This is a genomic window from Shewanella psychrophila (genome assembly GCF_002005305.1).
Taxonomy (GTDB): domain Bacteria; phylum Pseudomonadota; class Gammaproteobacteria; order Enterobacterales; family Shewanellaceae; genus Shewanella; species Shewanella psychrophila.
Genome location: NZ_CP014782.1, coordinates 2678183 through 2695784, shown reverse-complemented (window position 1 = coordinate 2695784; position 17602 = coordinate 2678183). Strand labels below are relative to the sequence as shown.

The 17602-nt window shown below is 43.2% G+C and carries 17 protein-coding genes and 5 tRNA genes; 8 read left to right on the top strand and 14 right to left on the bottom strand.

The genetic code is table 11. The features are described from left to right. Positions 1–127: 127 nt before the first annotated feature. The 5 genes from sps_RS11595 to sps_RS11580 all read right to left on the bottom strand — a co-directional run bounded on the left by sps_RS11595 (position 128) and on the right by sps_RS11580 (position 1138). Positions 128–203: transfer RNA gene (locus tag sps_RS11595), tRNA-Thr, on the bottom strand. Between the two features lie 86 nt (positions 204–289). Beyond that, positions 290–365, bottom strand: a tRNA-Phe gene (locus sps_RS11590). Positions 366–804: 439 nt separating this feature from the next. Next, positions 805–904 (bottom strand) — tRNA-OTHER (locus tag sps_RS28110). Positions 905–979: 75 nt separating this feature from the next. After that, positions 980–1055: transfer RNA gene (locus sps_RS11585), tRNA-Thr, on the bottom strand. Positions 1056–1062: 7 nt separating this feature from the next. Then, positions 1063–1138 (bottom strand) — tRNA-Phe (locus sps_RS11580). Between the two features lie 448 nt (positions 1139–1586). Between sps_RS11580 and sps_RS11575 the strand changes: the two genes are divergently transcribed. Continuing rightward, on the top strand, positions 1587–2135 hold the full coding sequence (locus sps_RS11575) for a cytochrome b (RefSeq protein WP_077752674.1): 549 nt from the start codon (positions 1587–1589) through the stop codon (positions 2133–2135). 48 nt (positions 2136–2183) lie between these two features. Continuing rightward, on the top strand, positions 2184–2774 hold the full coding sequence (locus sps_RS11570) for a YceI family protein (RefSeq protein ID WP_077752673.1): 591 nt from the start codon (positions 2184–2186) through the stop codon (positions 2772–2774). Positions 2775–2817: 43 nt separating this feature from the next. Here the strand turns inward: sps_RS11570 and sps_RS11565 are convergent, their stop codons facing one another. Continuing rightward, entirely contained in the window at positions 2818–3096 is a 279-nt protein-coding gene (locus tag sps_RS11565) for an oxidative damage protection protein (protein WP_077752672.1), read from the bottom strand. A gap of 2 nt (positions 3097–3098) precedes the next feature. After that, positions 3099–4184, bottom strand: a complete 1086-nt coding sequence (gene mutY, locus sps_RS11560; protein ID WP_077752671.1) for an A/G-specific adenine glycosylase — start codon at positions 4182–4184, stop codon at positions 3099–3101. A gap of 288 nt (positions 4185–4472) precedes the next feature. Between mutY and trmB the strand changes: the two genes are divergently transcribed. The 5 genes from trmB (at position 4473) to sps_RS11535 (ending at position 8987) form a co-directional block, all read left to right on the top strand. Next, positions 4473–5189: a tRNA (guanosine(46)-N7)-methyltransferase TrmB gene (gene trmB, locus sps_RS11555; RefSeq protein WP_077752670.1), complete on the top strand. Its 717-nt coding sequence runs from the start codon at positions 4473–4475 to the stop codon at positions 5187–5189. An 87-nt stretch (positions 5190–5276) separates the two neighbouring features. Beyond that, positions 5277–5600 (top strand): 50S ribosome-binding protein YggL, encoded by a 324-nt coding sequence (locus sps_RS11550; RefSeq protein ID WP_077752669.1) that lies wholly within the window; start codon positions 5277–5279, stop codon positions 5598–5600. Further along, positions 5600–6514, top strand: coding sequence for a glutaminase B (glsB, locus tag sps_RS11545; RefSeq protein WP_077752668.1), 915 nt, complete (start codon positions 5600–5602; stop codon positions 6512–6514). Before sps_RS11550 ends, glsB begins: the two co-directional genes overlap by 1 nt. Positions 6515–6815: 301 nt before the next feature. Further along, positions 6816–7649, top strand: coding sequence for a YggN family protein (locus sps_RS11540; protein ID WP_077752667.1), 834 nt, complete (start codon positions 6816–6818; stop codon positions 7647–7649). Positions 7650–8045: 396 nt separating this feature from the next. Further along, on the top strand, positions 8046–8987 hold the full coding sequence (locus tag sps_RS11535) for a LysR family transcriptional regulator (protein ID WP_077752666.1): 942 nt from the start codon (positions 8046–8048) through the stop codon (positions 8985–8987). A gap of 605 nt (positions 8988–9592) precedes the next feature. On the opposite strand, the gene sps_RS11530 is transcribed toward sps_RS11535, so the two are convergent. The 7 genes from sps_RS11530 to sps_RS11500 form a co-directional block, all read right to left on the bottom strand. Further along, complete coding sequence (locus tag sps_RS11530) at positions 9593–11437, bottom strand: DUF885 domain-containing protein (RefSeq protein ID WP_077752665.1); 1845 nt, start codon at positions 11435–11437, stop codon at positions 9593–9595. Between the two features lie 287 nt (positions 11438–11724). Next, positions 11725–12861, bottom strand: coding sequence for a radical SAM family heme chaperone HemW (hemW, locus tag sps_RS11525; RefSeq protein ID WP_077752664.1), 1137 nt, complete (start codon positions 12859–12861; stop codon positions 11725–11727). Further along, positions 12861–13463, bottom strand: coding sequence for an RdgB/HAM1 family non-canonical purine NTP pyrophosphatase (rdgB, locus tag sps_RS11520; protein ID WP_077752663.1), 603 nt, complete (start codon positions 13461–13463; stop codon positions 12861–12863). Before rdgB ends, hemW begins: the two co-directional genes overlap by 1 nt. Before the next feature lie 166 nt (positions 13464–13629). After that, positions 13630–14064, bottom strand: a complete 435-nt coding sequence (locus sps_RS11515) for a DUF4426 domain-containing protein (RefSeq protein ID WP_077752662.1) — start codon at positions 14062–14064, stop codon at positions 13630–13632. 184 nt (positions 14065–14248) lie between these two features. Then, positions 14249–14797 (bottom strand): YggT family protein, encoded by a 549-nt coding sequence (locus sps_RS11510; protein WP_077752661.1) that lies wholly within the window; start codon positions 14795–14797, stop codon positions 14249–14251. 63 nt (positions 14798–14860) lie between these two features. Continuing rightward, positions 14861–15679, bottom strand: a complete 819-nt coding sequence (gene proC, locus sps_RS11505) for a pyrroline-5-carboxylate reductase (RefSeq protein ID WP_077752660.1) — start codon at positions 15677–15679, stop codon at positions 14861–14863. Between the two features lie 139 nt (positions 15680–15818). Next, complete coding sequence (locus tag sps_RS11500) at positions 15819–16514, bottom strand: YggS family pyridoxal phosphate-dependent enzyme (protein WP_077752659.1); 696 nt, start codon at positions 16512–16514, stop codon at positions 15819–15821. 36 nt (positions 16515–16550) lie between these two features. Between sps_RS11500 and sps_RS11495 the strand changes: the two genes are divergently transcribed. Next, complete coding sequence (locus sps_RS11495) at positions 16551–17588, top strand: type IV pilus twitching motility protein PilT (protein WP_077752658.1); 1038 nt, start codon at positions 16551–16553, stop codon at positions 17586–17588. Positions 17589–17602: the final 14 nt, after the last annotated feature.

The following is a 17602-nucleotide window of genomic DNA, read 5'->3' as shown; positions in this document are numbered from 1 at the left end:
AGAGTGAAGATGGTGGCAGTACCAAGAGTCGAAGCTCCGGTGGAAGTTAGCTACTGATTAAATTTAGCTAATAGGGCTCAAATTCTAAATACAAAAAAGCCACTCAAAAGAGTGGCTTCATCGTATATGGTGCCGGCACCAAGAGTCGAACTCGGGACCTACTGATTACAAGTCAGTTGCTCTACCAACTGAGCTATGCCGGCGTATTTACTATCAAAAAGATAAGCTCGGGAGCAATCTATTTGATTACCAGTCACAACTCTAATAACGAGTTATGCCGGCTAAATGATGGTGCCCGAACCCGGAATCGAACCAGGGACACGAGGATTTTCAATCCTCTGCTCTACCGACTGAGCTATTCGGGCAACTAAACTAAGTGTTAGTCATCTACTTCAAATGAGTTTAAACCTAAGTTTAAACAGGGAGGTTTAAGTCCTGTCTCGTTTGGAGTGCGCGTATAATATAGCGATGTTATTAGCTGTGCAAGCAGTTTTTGGTTAAACAGGTTTAAGCTGTCAAAAACTGAACAGTCAACAATCCAGCGGCAGAACTTTGGTCTTAGTTAAGGCTTTTTTATTTCCTAGATAGTCTAGATAGTCAATTAAAGTTAGATTGAAATTAAGAGTTACTAAGAGCCAGCTTCTACTCTTTGCTATTAATGAAGAGGGCTTTTGTCGGGCAGTAGCTTTTGGAATGAATAAGTCAGTTGCTCTACCAATAAGCGATGCCAGCTTGAACTTTCGTTCTTTTATCCACAAATTTTAGACACAAAAAAGCCACTCAAAAGAGTGGCTTCATCGTATATGGTGCCGGCACCAAGAGTCGGTCATTTATGAAAGAAGGGGACCTACTGCTGCTCTTGTAAAGAGTAAGTCAGTTGCTCTACCAACTGAGCTATGCCAGCTTGAGCTTTTATTCTTCTATCCACAAATTTTAGATATAAAAAAGCCCCGAACAATGTCGAGGCTTTTTTATTATATGGTGCCGGCACCAAGAGTCGAACTCGGGACCTACTGATTACAAGTCAGTTGCTCTACCAACTGAGCTATGCCGGCTAAATGATGGTGCCCGAACCCGGAATCGAACCAGGGACACGAGGATTTTCAATCCTCTGCTCTACCGACTGAGCTATTCGGGCAACTAAACTAAGTGTTAGTCATCTACTTCAAATAAGATTTAAACTTAAGTTTAAATCAGGTGTGCACCTGCCTCATTCGAAGTGGGCGCTATCTTATAGCGCAGTCTTCCTGCCTGCAAGTGCTATTTTGTCACAAAGCCACCGTTCGGTTAGTTAGTGTTCAAATGAGTTGTTTTTTCTCCATGATGACAGTTTATCTCTGTGAGCTCTCTATTGATGAGCTATCTGAAGCTCTCATGGGGGGACTTCTATTCTTAAAAATCCTATTTACAAATGATTACTATTAATGATTGGCTTCAGTGGTGCTTAAATGACTTAATAAAGCAGGAAAGGGGAACATAGTTCTAAAAAATGGAAGTATAGAGCCTATTTTTAGAGATTTTAGTTTTAAAAATAGAACGTATTATGTAGGGCATAAGTTAATCACTCGTTATTCATAAGGTCTGTCATGTTTCGTAATACAGAAAAATCCTATGGGATCACAGCTATATTGGTTCATTGGATATCGGCAATCGCTGTTATTGGGCTGTTTGCTGCTGGAGTGTGGATGGTTGAACTCACTTATTACAGCAGCTGGTATAAAACTGCGCCTGATCTACATAGAAGCGTCGGTATATTATTGTTTCTCTTAACACTAGCAAGGATTGCCTGGAAGTTTGCTAACCCCAAACCTGCACCATTGACTAAGCATAAAAATTGGGAAGTTAAAGCTGGGCATTTGGCCCATGGTGCCATCTACTTACTACTGCTTTTGATTATGTGTAGTGGATATCTGATCTCTACTGCTGATGGACGAGGCATAAGTGTTTTCAATCTGTTTGAGGTTCCCGGAGCCGGTGAGTTGTTTAATGGTCAGGCAGACATTGCCGGTTTTGTTCATCAATATGCCGCTTACAGTCTAATTGGACTCGTCGTCATACATATGTTGGGAGCATTTAAACACCACTTTTTCGATAAAGATTCAACACTGGTAAGAATGATCACGGTTTTAAAATAGTCACTTAAATAAGCAAAAGCTTAGAAACAAATAAAGGAAGATAGAAATATGAAAAAGACAATATTATCAAGAGCACTTCTCACAACGGCATTGGCTGGATCTTTATTCATGAGTGGCACAGTATCGGCCACTGAATACGTCATCGACACTAAGGGCGCACATGCTTCTATCGACTTCAAGGTGAGTCACCTAGGTTATAGTTTCGTGGTGGGACGTTTCAATGAATTCGAGGGGGATTTTAATTTCGACGGCAAAAAGCTTGCTGACGGGCATGTGAATGTGACCATTAAGACTGCCAGTCTCGATTCTAATCATGCGGAGCGAGACAAGCATTTGCGTAGCCCTGATTTTTTAAATACAGCCAAGTTCCCGGAAGCAAGTTTTGAGTCGAGTTCGATCGTTGACAAGGGAGAGGGAAATTTTTTACTTAACGGTGACTTTACCCTCAATGGAGTGACTAAGCCTATTACGATACAAGCCAAGACGATTGGTGAAGGGCAAGACCCATGGGGAGGTTATCGTGCTGGTTTTAGCGGTACTACCGAGTTCGCTTTGAAAGATTACAATATAAAGATGGATCTGGGACCTGCATCATCACATGTGCAGCTGGCAATTGTCGTTGAAGGTATAAGGCAGTAATTAATGAGTAAACAAAAAAGCGCCTTACGGCGCTTTTTTGTGTCTATTCGTCGTCTTTTTCCGGTACGAAGCCTTCAATTTCGACATCTTTACCTTCAAACAAGAAGTTGATCATCTGCTCTTCAAGAAATTTGCGATCATCAACATTCATCATGTTAAGTTTCTTTTCATTGATCAGCATGGTCTGTTTCGATTGCCACAATGCCCAAGCTTCTTTGCTGACATTATCAAAAATACGCTTACCAAGCTCACCTGGGTATAGCTGAAATCCAAGGCCTTCTGATTCTTTTTTCAGATAGACGCAGTTAACGGTGCGAGCCATGATTACTCCTTAATTAATACAGAATCTAAGCTGGCGAGAATACGTTCAGTCGCCGCAGCTAAACCAACTTTTGGGGGACGGGGTAAGTTATACCAGAGTGAAGGCCTATCTTCCATTATCTGGTTATCGCTAAAGGTTTCCGCTGACACAAGTATTGGGCTGATATCTAGGTGGAAATGACTAAAAGTATGTCTAAATCCGGGTAATATCTCCTCTTCGAAAACAGTTAACCCTTTTGTTATCAAGTAGTCATCAAGTTCTTCACGTGTAGAAAATTGTGGGAAGCACCAGAGTCCTCCCCAGATCCCGGCTGGTGGTCTTTTTTCTAAGATGACTTCATCGCCCTTAGCTAGTACCAACATGTAGGCATTTTTTTCCGGTATTACTTTCTTAGGCTTCTTACCTGGGAATTCTGATTGGCGACCACTGAGCTGGGCTTGGCAATCGATAGCCACAGGGCAGTCACTACAAGCAGGCCTTGAGCGGGAGCAGACTGAGGCGCCAATATCCATCATAGCTTGATTATATTTTTGAACATCTATGTCTGGGGTCAGCTTCTGAGTCAGCTCCCAAAGCTTGTTTTCAACTTGTTTCTTTCCGGGCCAGCCATCGATGGCTCCGTGACGGGCCAATACTCTTTTCACGTTGCCGTCTAAGATGGCATGACGCTGTGCTAGTGACAGGGATAACACGGCTCCCGCTGTAGAACGACCTATACCTGGCAGTGACAGAACATCTTCAAAATCCCTTGGGAATAGTGAATCATGTTCATCACGAATGATTTGAGCCGACTTATGTAAGTTACGTGCACGGGCGTAGTAGCCGAGGCCGGTCCAGTAGTGCAGAACCTCATCTTGAGGTGCATCGGCTAGGGCATCTATGGTGGGAAAGCGCTCCATAAACTTAAGGTAATAGGGGATAACGGTACTGACTTGGGTCTGCTGTAACATGATTTCAGACACCCAGACTTTGTAGGGGGTCTTGTCTTGTTGCCATGGAAGGTGTTTACGACCAAATTGTTCATACCAATTTATGATACGGCAAGCAAAAGAGGTGTGACTGGTATTGCTGGTGGTGACAGAAGACATATTGGTCATTGCTTTTTAGAGATCGGATTAAGAAAAGTTAGAAACACGATTTTTATGCTGGCAGTCTATCTAGCCAGGTAGGCTTTAACAAGTCGAGTTTGCAGAATAGCTATGTTTTAGCCACTATTCTCGCCAAAGATAAGTGGGTAAATTAGCAGCTTTTGAGAAACTTGGTATACTTTGCCGACTTATAGTTATTCCGATTAAGAGTAACTAGGGCTTGCACTGACTTACAATCTTTGGATAATGCCCTTCTTTTCTATTAATCCTGCCAGACAGAGGGCGAAAATGAGCGACGTGACAACCGCGGAATTTAATGAAGAAGGTAAGTACCTTCGCAAAGTAAGAAGCTTTGTATTAAGAGAAGGCCGATTGACCAAAGGTCAGGCTGCCGCGATGGAACAGCAATGGCCATCAATGGGACTAGATTACTCGCCGGAGCCTCTTGATCTGGTTCAGGTATTTGGTCGAGAGGCTGATACTGTATTGGAGATAGGATTTGGTATGGGTGCCTCTCTTGTCGAGATGGCTAAAGCCTCACCTGAACTTAATTTTATCGGCATAGAAGTCCATAAGCCTGGAGTTGGCGCATGTTTATCTGATGCTGCAGAAGCGGGTGTGACTAACCTAAGGGTGTTTCACCATGATGCAGTTGAAGTATTAGAAAACAGTATCGTTACTGGTTCTCTGGCTCGAGTGCAGCTTTTCTTTCCAGATCCTTGGCATAAGAAGCGTCATCATAAACGTCGTATCGTTCAACCTGAGTTTGCACAACTGATCCGTCGAACCCTAAAATTGGGTGGCGTTTTCCATCTTGCTACCGATTGGGAAAATTATAGCGAGCATATGCTTGAAGTTATGGGCGCAGCTGAAGGCTATAAAAACCAATCGACTACGGGTAACGTTGTTGAACGTCCAGAGCATCGACCTTTAACTAAGTTCGAAGCCAGAGGTCACAGATTAGGCCATGGTGTCTGGGATATTATGTTCGAACGTATCGATTAAATTCTGAGCTCAATGAGCCATTGAACTCAATCAATACTTTGAAAGACAATTATTTTATAAGTTATTTAAATTAAGGTGGAAATTACCATGGCAACACGCAGTCGTCGTTTAAGAAAGAAATTACGTGTAGATGAATTTCAAGAGTTTGGTTTCGACGTAAATTGGACTTTTGCTGAATCTGTATCTGAGGAACAGATTGATATTATCGTGGATCAATTTATTGAACAGATTATAGAGCCTCGTAAACTAGGCTTCCACGGCGGTGGTCATAAGCAATGGGAAGGTATCATTGCCACTCAATCTATTGGTAAGTGTAGCCAAGACGATCTCACTGCCGTCACTGAATTTTGGAAGGAACAAGCGGTATCAGACGTTGTGGTTAGTGAGCTTTACGATATTTGGTGGAGTTAGTGCCTGAACTCGCACTACTCGAGCAGGTGGTCGATAAAGTTCGGCCCCTGCTTGGCCAAGGTAAAGTGGCTGATTATATTCCTGCATTGGCAAATGTTAATCCTAATAAAATTGGCATTGCAGTCACCAGTATCGATGGCACAACTATAGGCGCCGGAGATTATCTGGAACCATTTTCTATTCAAAGTATTTCCAAAGTCTTTAGCCTGACATTAGCATTAACTCTCTATGAAGAGCATGAGATCTGGTCACGGGTCGGCAAGGAACCATCGGGACAATCATTTAATTCCTTGGTTCAGGTTGAATTAGAGCAAGGCCTCCCCAGAAACCCGTTTATCAATGCGGGCGCGCTTGTCATTGCTGACCTGCTACAAGCAAGATTAGGTGCCCCTAAGCATAGGATGCTTGAACTCATTCGTGGCCTGAGTGCTAATCCATCACTGATTTCAGATAAAATAGTGGCTGCTTCTGAGTTTGATCACAGTGCCAGAAATGCGGCTATTGCTTACTTAATGAAGTCGTTTGGCAACTTTAATAATGATGTAGATACGGTATTGCAAAGCTATTTTCATAATTGTGCCTTGCGCATGAACTGTGCCGATCTATCAAAAGCTAGCTTGTACCTGGCCAACAAAGGTAAATGTTTAGATGGTTCTCAATTAATCTCTCCTGTACAGACCCGGCAGATGAATGCATTGTTAGCCACATCGGGTTTATACGATGGTGCAGGTGAATTTGCTTATCGAGTGGGGATGCCGGGTAAGAGCGGAGTCGGGGGCGGGATCATTGCCGTTATACCCGGAGATATGGCCGTATGCGTTTGGTCTCCAGAACTAGATAAGAATGGTAACTCTCTGGCTGGCACCGCCGCGCTCGAGGACTTGTGCCAACGACTGGGACGTTCTATTTTCTGATACCAGACTTGTGAACAGGCCTTGTTAAGGCTTCATATTCCAATATCTAGCGATCTCATCCCTTTGGATCCATTTATTGTAAATTTAATTTAGTGAATTGACCAACTACTGGTGTGATTCACTAAACTTCCCATTATCCTTCTACTCATCAAACTTGTAACTTTATAATAATCAGTCTGTTACCGTTGTTGGCACAGCTTGTGCTATGTCTTGTCATGAGCGTTATCGCTGATAACAACAAGTAAATAACAATTTGTATTCAGTGGTTACCGACAGAACAATTAAATTAAGGATAACTTTGATGAGAAAATTAGCGACTTCTATTGGGATCAGTGCGGTGCTATTTGCTAGCGGAACTATCACTTCTGTATCTGCTCACGAAGAGCATTCATCGGCTTCATATTCCAGTGACAAGAGTCAGTGTGAAGTCGCCCTAAACTATGACATCACCGTAGAGCCTAAATTACTGGCGATAAGTGATGAAGGTAAAGAAGTGTATCGCATCGAGATGGGTAAGCTTTATGTTCAAGGTGAACAGGTATCATTAAATGCTAGACAACAGAAACTCTTAATTCAGTATTCTGACCAAGTATCGACTCAGGTGCCAGAAGTTATAGCACTCGTTCATGACGCGGTCGGTGTCGCATCTACTGCGGCAAGTATGGCATTAACCCCGCTATTGGGTGATGCTGCAGGGGCCAAGCTTGATGAGATGATGGATGGACTCGAACAGAGAATCGAGAAAGTTGCTTATAAAAATGGAGATACATTTTACCTGGGTTCGACTCATTCATCTTTAGAAGATGCATTCGGTGAAGAGTTTGAGCAAGAAATAGAACAATTAGTCAAAAATTCAATCGGCACCATGATGATCAACTTAGGCAGTGAAATGCTTTCCGGTGAGGGCGATTCATTTGAACAGAAAATGGAAGCCTTTGGTCAAAAAATGGAAAATGTAGGTCAAGATATAGAGTTACAGGTGGATGCTCAAACACAAGATCTTGAGGCCAGAGCGGACAAGATGTGTGATAACTTTCAAGACTTAATAGCCCTTGAGCAGAAACTAAGAGTGGCTGTTCCTGAACTAGAAAATTACCCACTCATAGATGCGCCTAAAGTGGAATTGCTCGAATAGATTTAACAGTGACATCATAGCTTAGAAACCTTGGACTCTGTTGCTCCCTCCCATATTCGCAACACCCCCGTATTTACAATGAATACGGGGGCTTTTCTATGTGTGATTTCTTATCATCAAAAGTTATCCATTCGCGTTTGAATCAAGTTTAGCCTTTTAGAATAAACATTATCGATTAGGCATTAGAATTAAAGCGCAAATCTTTGGTATACTTATAAAAAATAATAACAAACGGGCCCTCGATTATTGAGTGGTTCCGATATTGACTCTACTCCTGTGTGCTTTTCACTTTGTAAGTTACTGTTTTTAATGATTGTTTGTCTTTGTTGAAATTCAGTTTTCTCATCTTTAGTGCTTAAGTCTTTTTAGTGTCGTAAACACCCTAAGGCGATTTACATGTTAGAACTATTGGAACCTATCGCAATTTTTACTCATGTTGCCAGAGCTGGCAGCTTTAGTTCCGCAGCAAGAAAGTTGGGAATTTCTAAATCCAAAGTGAGCACTCAGGTCGCTGATCTTGAACATAAACTGGGAGTTCAGTTAATTCAGCGCACGACGCGTAGCTTGAGCCTAACTGAGGCTGGTCAGCTTCTGTATGCACAAGGTGAAGAGTTACTTAGGGACGCCGATCAAGCCATTGCCAGTGTTCATAATTTAAATGATGCGACTCGAGGTGTGTTAAAAGTTGGCATATCCCAGTCATTTGGTACCATGCATATCATTCCAGCCTTGCCTGATTTTATGAATACTCATCCTGAGTTAGAATTACAAATTAGTTTGTTAGACCATAAAGTCGATGTTGTCAGTGAAGGACTAGATCTTCTATTGACGATGTCAGAGCAATTGCCCTTAGGTATGGTTGCCAGACCTTTGATGAAGTGTCAGTTTTTACTTGCCGCTTCTCCTGAATACATTGAGAAACATGGTCAACTCGAACGTCCTGAGCAGTTAGTGGATCATAATTGTTTGGTTTATCATGGCGAGTGGCACGAGCATAGTGTTTGGCAGTTTAAACAAGGAGAAGATTACTGTGAGATAGGTGTCTCGGGTAACTTTAGAGTCGATAATGCACCCGCTTTGAAATCTGCAGCCGTCAGTGGGCTCGGAATTGTTTATCTCGCCAGTTATTTGCTTGAGGATGAAGTTGAGAAGGGAACTCTGGTCCCCTTGCTTCAAGATTGGCAGCTTACTCATCACCTTCCTCTCCAGGCCGTATACCCAAGAAGAAAGCACTTGGCGCCTAAAGTCAGTGCCTTTATTGATTTCATTAAGGGGCATATTGGTTCTCCACCTTATTGGGATGCGCCATACACTGAGTTGTACTCGAAAAGGAAGTGATTTTTGATGTTATAACTTATTCAAAATGTGAATAAGTTTACTGGCTATTTAGGAAACATTGTTCTCATTTTGAAACTATTAACCAATCACGCTAAATCGTGGTTGGTTTTTTGTTTTATATCATGATCTTATTGTCAGCATTGAGCGGGCGGCCTTCTTAGTTAATTAACTATTCCCTAATGCTTGCCTCGTATTCTTCTTGCGCTTTGTTCTTAAATCAATACAATTAATGGCAGTTGATACGGGATAATCTGAATCCAATAAGTTTATTAAGAATGACCCCTCTTACTAAACTTATACAGATTAGCGTTACTGCAGTTCCGAATCGATGCTGGCAGAGCTTTAAGAACTAAAACAATGTCAGCCTTAAAACCATCATCCTAGTTTTGGTTTACCCCAGCCTAGTTGCTGGGGTGCTTTTCAACTAGAAAGAGATTCGTCTCTCTGTACCCTACAAGCTTGCTACTGACTAATATAAGTTAGAGTAAGCAGCACAGAGTCGGCACAATAAAAAAGCCACATTTAATCATGTGGCTTTTTTATTGTTTGCAATACCGACTGGTGTAAGAAGGTGGGCTGGTTTGAAACAGCCCACTCATATAATATTAGCTTTTTTGAGATACCCAAAGATCAACTTGATCTTCGAGTATATCCAGAGGAAGTGGACCATTTTGCAGCACTAAGGTGTGGAATTCACGTATATCGAATTTATCACCCAATGACTTTTTCGCTTTCTCTCTCAGGGCGAGGATCTTCAGCATGCCCACTTTGTAAGCCGTAGCTTGGGATGGCATCACGATATGACGTTCAACCATCTTAACTGCGTCCGATTTGGCATTGGGCGTGTTATCGACATAGTAAGTAATTGATTGTTCACGAGTCCATTTCTTAGCATGTATACCTGTGTCTACCACTAAACGACAAGAGCGCCATAGCTCCATGGCGAGTCTACCAAAGTCAGAGTAAGGATCTGAATAGAGTCCCATCTCTTTCGGGAAATATTCACTATACAGGCCCCAGCCTTCGATATAAGCAGTGTAGCCACCAAACTTACGGAACTTAGGAACTCCCTCCAGTTCTTGTGCTATGGCTATCTGCATATGATGACCAGGGGTTCCTTCATGGTAAGCGAGTGCTTCCATCTGGTATTTAGGCATGGCCTCCATATCGTAAAGGTTAGCGTAATAGGTACCAGGTCTGGTTCCATCAGGTGAAGGCTGGTTATAGAAAGCCTTACCTGCAGATTTCTCTCTGAATGTCTCAACACGTTTTACTATCATTGGTGCTTTTGGTTTAACGTTAAACACCTCATCCAGTCGTGAAGACATGGTATCTATCAGTGCAATCGCATCATTTAAGTAAGCTTCACGCCCATCATCAGTAGCTGGGTAATAGAACTGCTTATCTTCGCGCATAAATTTAAAGAAGGCTTGCAAGTCGCCCTTAAAACCGACCTTCTTCATGATGTCACGCATTTCACCATGGATGCGGGTTACTTCTGCAATACCAAGTTCATGGATTTGGCTTGCTGTCATATCTGTCGTAGTAGTGCGGGCCAAGGCCTGATCATAAAAGTCTTCGCCCTGGGGGAACTTCCACACACCGTCGCGCGTATCGGCTTTAGTCTCGAGCTGAGTGACATAGCTAATCAATTGGACATAGGCAGGCTGAACTTGTGTCAGTAATGCTTGTTTAGCGTCGGCTATAAGTTGTTTCTTTGCGCTTTCATCGATAGTTAATGCGGTTATTTTTCGTTTGAAGTCGGCCCACAGGGCACTGTCTTCTCCCGAATCGAAAGGCTGACCTGTGATGATGTTTTTACTGTCTGATAGCACATGGGGAAAGACAAACTTAGGGGCAATTATGCCTTTTTTCGCTCGAACTTCTAAAGAGTCTTCAAGTTGCTGCAGATATTTAGGTACACCATTGAGCCGACTTATATAAGCTCTAGCGTCTGAGACATCTGTGATCTGATGCTGGTTAATTAAGAAAGAAGCGACCATAGAATGGCCACCATACATCTGATTTACAGGGTAATTATGATAGCGCCATTGATAATCGCTAATCTCTTGCTCGAGTTTTTGCTTTAACAGGGTGTAGCTGAGATTAGTTTGGCTATCCAGTTTACTCTGATCTAGTTTACTCAGCTGCTTAAGGTGTTTCTGTGCACGGGCTAAGTCTTGGGCATCGGCTTCTTCGCCGCGCTCGTCCCACTTACCGTAATCTGTTTTAATCCCTAAATGTGTCTGAGAGATAGGGCTGGCCATCACATTTTCCATGAATATGGCTTCAAAAAGTGCATTGGCTTTTTCTGACTCGCTCTCGGCCTTGTAAGCTACTGGCTCGCTGGGACTAAGGTGTGAAACGTGAGTTGGGGTGGCAATTGCGCTGCTGCCGATAAGGCTGGCTAATGTTAAGGCTAGTAAGCTAGTTTTAGTTTTTATAGGCATGAATTAGTCTTATTGTTATGGATTTTTAAAGAGTAACGCCAATCCTAATAAAGCTAACCGTTAATGTTTTGATCTAAGTGTTAGTAAATGTGTCTATTACGGCTAATTCAAAGAGTTAGTAGTTTAAAACTGAATGTTTTTAAAATTACTGGGAGCTAGGGTGCATTCTCAGTAAATAAAGCCTTTGTAACTCAAGCTTGAGTGGATAGCGTTTCTCTATATCGCTTCTTGTATCTGGTTTAACTAACTCAAATCAGATACAAGAAACCTCGATAATCCAGAGCCGATTAGCAGAACTGAGATAAAAGTTCGTTTACGAACATCTTACCTTTAGGCGTTAATTCCCAGTGTGTCTCGTTTTCAGTCAATAAAGCCTTGCTCTTGGCATTCTCTATACCTTGATCAAGCACCCGGTGAGATAAGCCAGTTCTTTGCTCAAACTCTGTTTTAGGTATCGCCGACATTAGACGAAATCGATTCATCAGATATTCTAGCGAACGCTCATCTTCCGTTACCTCAATGGTGTCGAAGGTGTACTCATCTGCCGCTAGATAACCCTTGGGGTGTTTAATCTTTACCGTACGTAATATCTGTTTCTGTTTCAGCAGAGTGACTTTGCCATGAGCACCACAGCCAATGCCTAAGTAATCGCCAAATTGCCAGTAGTTGATATTATGCTGGCACTGAAATCCTGGTTTCGCGTATGCCGAGATCTCATACTGTTCATAGCCGAGCTTGGCTAATTTTTTCTGTCCTTGCTCATAGATGTGCCACAGGGCTTCATCATCGGGTAATTGTGGGGGCTTAGAATGGAATAAGGTGTTTTGCTCTATGGTCAGCTGATACCAGGATAGATGAGGGGGAGACAGTTTAGCAGCCGTGTCTATATCAGCCATAGCCTCTTCGAAACTTTGGTTTGGTAGTCCATGCATCAGATCTAAATTAAAACTGCGATAACCTGAGATGTGGGCCTTTTGCGCAGCAATTTTAGCCTCATCTTTATCGTGTATACGGCCTAATAGATTCAGCTTGTCTGTTGAAAAACTCTGAACGCCAATAGATAGGCGCGTAACGCCAGCGTTAGAATATGCCTCGAAGTCGTCATGCTCTAACGTACCGGGATTCGCCTCCATGGTTATTTCTATCTGCTCACTGAAGGAGATCATCTCATTGACTCCCTTGAGTAATCTTTCGATTTGCGCCGCATCGAATAGCGAAGGTGTGCCGCCACCGATAAATATCGTGTGGATTTCGCGCCCCTGAACATAGTGAAGATCGTTTCTCAGATCGGCAAGTAAGGCGTCGACATACTCCTGTTGTGGTAGTTCACCATTCTGGCCGTGGGAGTTGAAATCACAATAGGGGCATTTTTGCACACACCAAGGTATGTGAATATATAGACTCAAAGGTGGCAGAGTTAACATTAGATAATCATACCTTGTTGTTTCATTGCACTGATCAACAGTTTCATTGCCTTGCCTCTATGGCTCAAATGGTTCTTTTCTTCACTATTTAGCTCTGCCGCAGAGCAGCTATGTTCATTAGGAATAAAAATAGGATCGTAACCGTGGCCGTTATCTCCGCTGGCTTGGAAGGCTATTTTCCCTTCCCATGATGCCTGAGCAATAATTGGCGTCGGATCTTCTGCATGGCGCATGTAGACCAAGACGCATTGAAAGCGAGCGGTTCTGTCTTGGGTATTGGCTTTTAGTGCATCTAACAACTTTAAGTAGTTATCTTTTTCACCGGCATTCTCTCCGCCGTATCTGGCCGAGTAGATCCCTGGGGCGCCATTGAGAAGGTCAACTTCTAAGCCTGAGTCATCGGCAATTGCCGCGAGCCCCGTAATTTCGGCGGCATGGCGTGCTTTTATGATGGCGTTTTCAACGAATGTTGTTCCGGTTTCAGGGACCTCTTCTACATTGAACTGGCTCTGAGGAAGCACCTCTACACCATATGCTGAGAAGATTTCAGAAAACTCTTTGAGTTTACCTTTATTGCCACTGGCGAGAACGAACTTATCCATTAGAGACCTTACATAATAGAGGGTTGGGTAATTGGGCGTCATGATAACTAAGGAGGCGGGGAAACGATAGCAGATATTGACGTAAATCGTGTATGTAAGAAGGGAGATAAAAGCCGATGATGGGTTATCTCGGCTCTTGTTCCCTTGTCTGTTTTTACACTATGTTTTATTCGACATAGAACTTTTGCTTAAACTTCAATTGGGTATTGAGCTTCTTGTTATATTTTATGGCAACTTGAAAGTTGATCTCTTGATCATCACGGTAGGGAACTTCGGCGACATAATAGATAGCCTTTCCTTCGCGGATCTCTCTAAACTTCAGGTTTATGCGAGCATCGAGTAGGTTGTTGGCAATTCCAGAGATCTCAACTGGTACGGGGGGATTGCCTTCTTGGCTAGTGTCGAGCACCGAAATATTGATGATGCCGGTGTAGCTACTGCGCTTGATACCATAGGACTTCGCTATGCTGGGGGTTAAAAATGTGCTGCTTAGGGCCACGTAGTGAATATCGTAGTTGCCAACTTTTTGTTTCTGCTCTGCTGACGCACTGCCAACGAAGGCAAGGGTGAGTATGAGTACAGATAAAATTGCTCTAAACATGACGCTGCTCCTGCGGTAATGAACTGATTATTAGCGGTAACTCGTTAGGGTTATCATATATTTGAGTATAGGCGTTTAGCCCATGGCTCGCTTCGTTCTATTTATCAACTTACAAATTAACATGAGTGAAAATAAAGCTCAGCAGCAGTGAGTCCTGCTGCATAGATACCGGTAGTGTTATGGTCTAGACACTAGCCCAAAACGGTACATATTGAGCTAAGAGGATATTGACAAAGTTAAGTATGATCATCACCACCAATAAAGACAGATCTAGGCCACCCATCTGAGGAAGAATGCGACGGATTGGTGATAGTAGTGGTTCAGTTAACTGGCCCATAACCATTTCGATAGGGTTATGACCTTGACTCACCCAACTTAAAATTGCACGGATAATCAGCATCCAGAACAGCAAAACTCCGGCCTGCTTAAATACTGAAACCACAGCTATTAATAAGATTGTTGGTATATTAATTGCCGCGCCAGCGATGAGACTCAATACGACAAACTTTGCGATGACAACCATCAAAGCCAATACCACTGAGGCAGTATCTAAACCGCCCATGGAAGGTAACACTCGACGCATAGGGGCAACGATTGGGTGGGTAGCTTTCACGATAAACTGGCTAAATGGATTATAGAAATCAGCTTTAGCGAGCTGAAGCCAGATGCGTATTATGACAACCATTAAGTACAGGTCGAAAACGGTACTAACTAAGAAACTGAGTGCATTCATGTTTTTTCTCTATTTATATTAAATCAAAATTCATTCTTGGTTAAATGTCGGTTTAACCCTTGGCTAATATTGTTCGGCCATCTCTTGTGCCCGTGCCACACAATCATCCATTGCTTGTTTGACTATGCCCCTTAAATCACCAGCTTCGAGAGCGGCGATAGCTTGAGCCGTCGTGCCGCCTTTTGAAGTGACATTTTCTCTCAGTTGGGCGGTTGTCAGTTCCGGGTTTTGTTTAACCATTTGAGCCGCGCCTAATGCTGCTTGCTGCACGAGTTGTCTGGCTTTATATTCATCCATTCCCGATGCTTTGGCATTGTCGATCATCGCTTCCATGAAAAGGAAGAAATACGCCGGCGAGCTGCCAGAGAGTGCGATGACTTGGTCGAGCTCAGACTCATTCTTAACCCAAACGACTTCGCCGCCGCTCAACATCAACTTTTCACAGAGCAATTTCTGCTCAGATGATATCTCATCTCCGGCATATAAGCCTGTCATGCCGACCCCAATTTGAGTCGGAGTATTAGGCATAGTACGAATAAGCTTTATCTCTTGTCCAAAGTAATCGCTGTAACGCTTGGCTGGAATGCCAGCTGCAATGGTTATAATGAGCTTATTGCTTAGGTCTAGAGTGCTTAATTGCTCGCAAACCCCTTGCATAAAATGGGGCTTCACACTGAGCACGATAACATCAGCTTGCTTCGCTGCGGCTAAATTATCATGTGATGTGACAATGTTGAGCGATGTCTTTAATGCTTCAAGCTTAGGGGCGCTCGGATTGGTTGCGTGTATCAGTGAGGCATTGTAGCCATTGCTGACTAGCCCGGTAGTGATGCTGCGAGTCATATTTCCCGCACCGATAAAGCATAATTTTTTTTCAGCCATGATACTTCTCTATAGTTCTCTCAACTTCTGCCTCTTCCGTTGAGGCTGTTATTTTAGGTGACAAAATATTGCCATAGGTTCGTTACTAGTCAGTGATGACTAACATTTGGGCTTAGTACTGTTAAAACAAGGCTAATATCTAGCTTTTCTCTCTTTCGCCGAAAATTGCACTACCAATTCGAACCATGGTTGAACCTTGTTCAATTGCCTGTTCTAAATCATTACTCATTCCCATGGAAAGCGTGTCCACTTGAGGATAAAGTGATTTGAGCTCTTGATATAACGTTTGCAGCTGCTGGAATTCATCTCTTTGTAACTGTTTGTCTGAGGTCGCGGTGGGGATGGCCATCAGACCTCGGAGGGTTAAATTCGGCATCTGATCGACTTTACTCGCCAGTGATTTCAGCTCTTCTGGTGTCGCCCCTGACTTACTGGTTTCGCCGCTAATATTGATTTGAATACAGATGTTAAGGGGAAACATCTCTTCTGGGCGTTGGTCATTAAGCCTAGATGCTATCTTTTCACGAGACACTGTGTGCATCCAATCGAAGTGACTTGCGATGATTTTAGTCTTATTTGATTGTAAGGGACCGATGAAGTGCCATTCTATTTCGGGGCAGCTCTCTTCGAGCGCTTTAACTTTAGACTCACCTTCCTGGACATAGTTTTCACCAAATCGTCTCTGGCCTGCAGCATATGCGGCTAAGATATCAGAATTCGGCTTCGTTTTACTAACGGCGAGTAATTGAATTGTATCGGCATTTCGTGATGAAATTTGCGCCGCTTGTATGATTCGTTGCTGGGCGTTAGCCAGTCTGTCTGCTATTGTTGTCATGATGTAAGTTTTTTGGTTGAATGGATATCCCATACTATGGAAATCACAGAGTTACTTGCTTTTAGTGTAAAACACAAAGCATCAGATCTACACCTTTCAGCGGGCGTTTCACCTATGATACGTGTAGATGGCGAAGTCAGAAAGATCAATTTACCTGCTTTAGATCATCAAGGGGTGCATGGACTCGTCTATGACATCATGAATGACAAGCAGCGTAAAGATTATGAAGAACATTTAGAGATAGATTTTTCCTTCGAAGTTCCCAATCTAGCGCGTTTTCGTGTCAACGCTTTCAACCAAGCGCGGGGCGCCGCGGCGGTGTTTCGTACCATTCCCAGCGACATTCTGAGCCTAGAGCAGCTAGGTGCTCCGGAGATTTTTAAGAAAATTTCTAGTTTCCCTCGTGGTTTAGTCCTAGTTACCGGGCCAACAGGCTCTGGTAAGAGTACTACTCTGGCGGCTATGGTCGATTTTATTAATGAAAGTCGTCATGAGCACATTCTCACCATTGAAGACCCAATCGAATTTGTGCATCAGAGTAAGCAGTGTCTGATTAACCAGCGAGAGGTACATCGTCATACTCACAGCTTTAACGCCGCCTTGCGAAGTGCGCTGCGAGAAGATCCCGATGTTATCTTGGTGGGAGAGATGCGAGATCTTGAAACCATCAGGCTGGCGATGACAGCGGCTGAAACCGGTCACTTGGTTTTCGGTACACTGCACACCACTTCTGCGGCCAAAACCATTGACCGTGTGGTGGATGTTTTCCCTGAAGGCGAGAAGGGCATGGTCAGAACAATGCTATCAGAGTCACTTCAAGCGGTAATATCACAGACCTTGATTAAGAAAGTGGGCGGAGGACGAGTGGCAGCCCATGAGATCATGATGGGGACTCCTGCGATTAGAAACCTTATCCGAGAGGATAAAGTTGCACAGATGTACTCTGCGATTCAGACCGGTATGTCACATGGTATGCAGACCTTAGATCAGTGTTTGCAGAATTTAGTTAACCGCGGTCAGATAAGTCGTGAAGATGCTCAGCACAAGAGTGCCAATAAGCAGACACAATTTTAATGGTTAATTGCTAA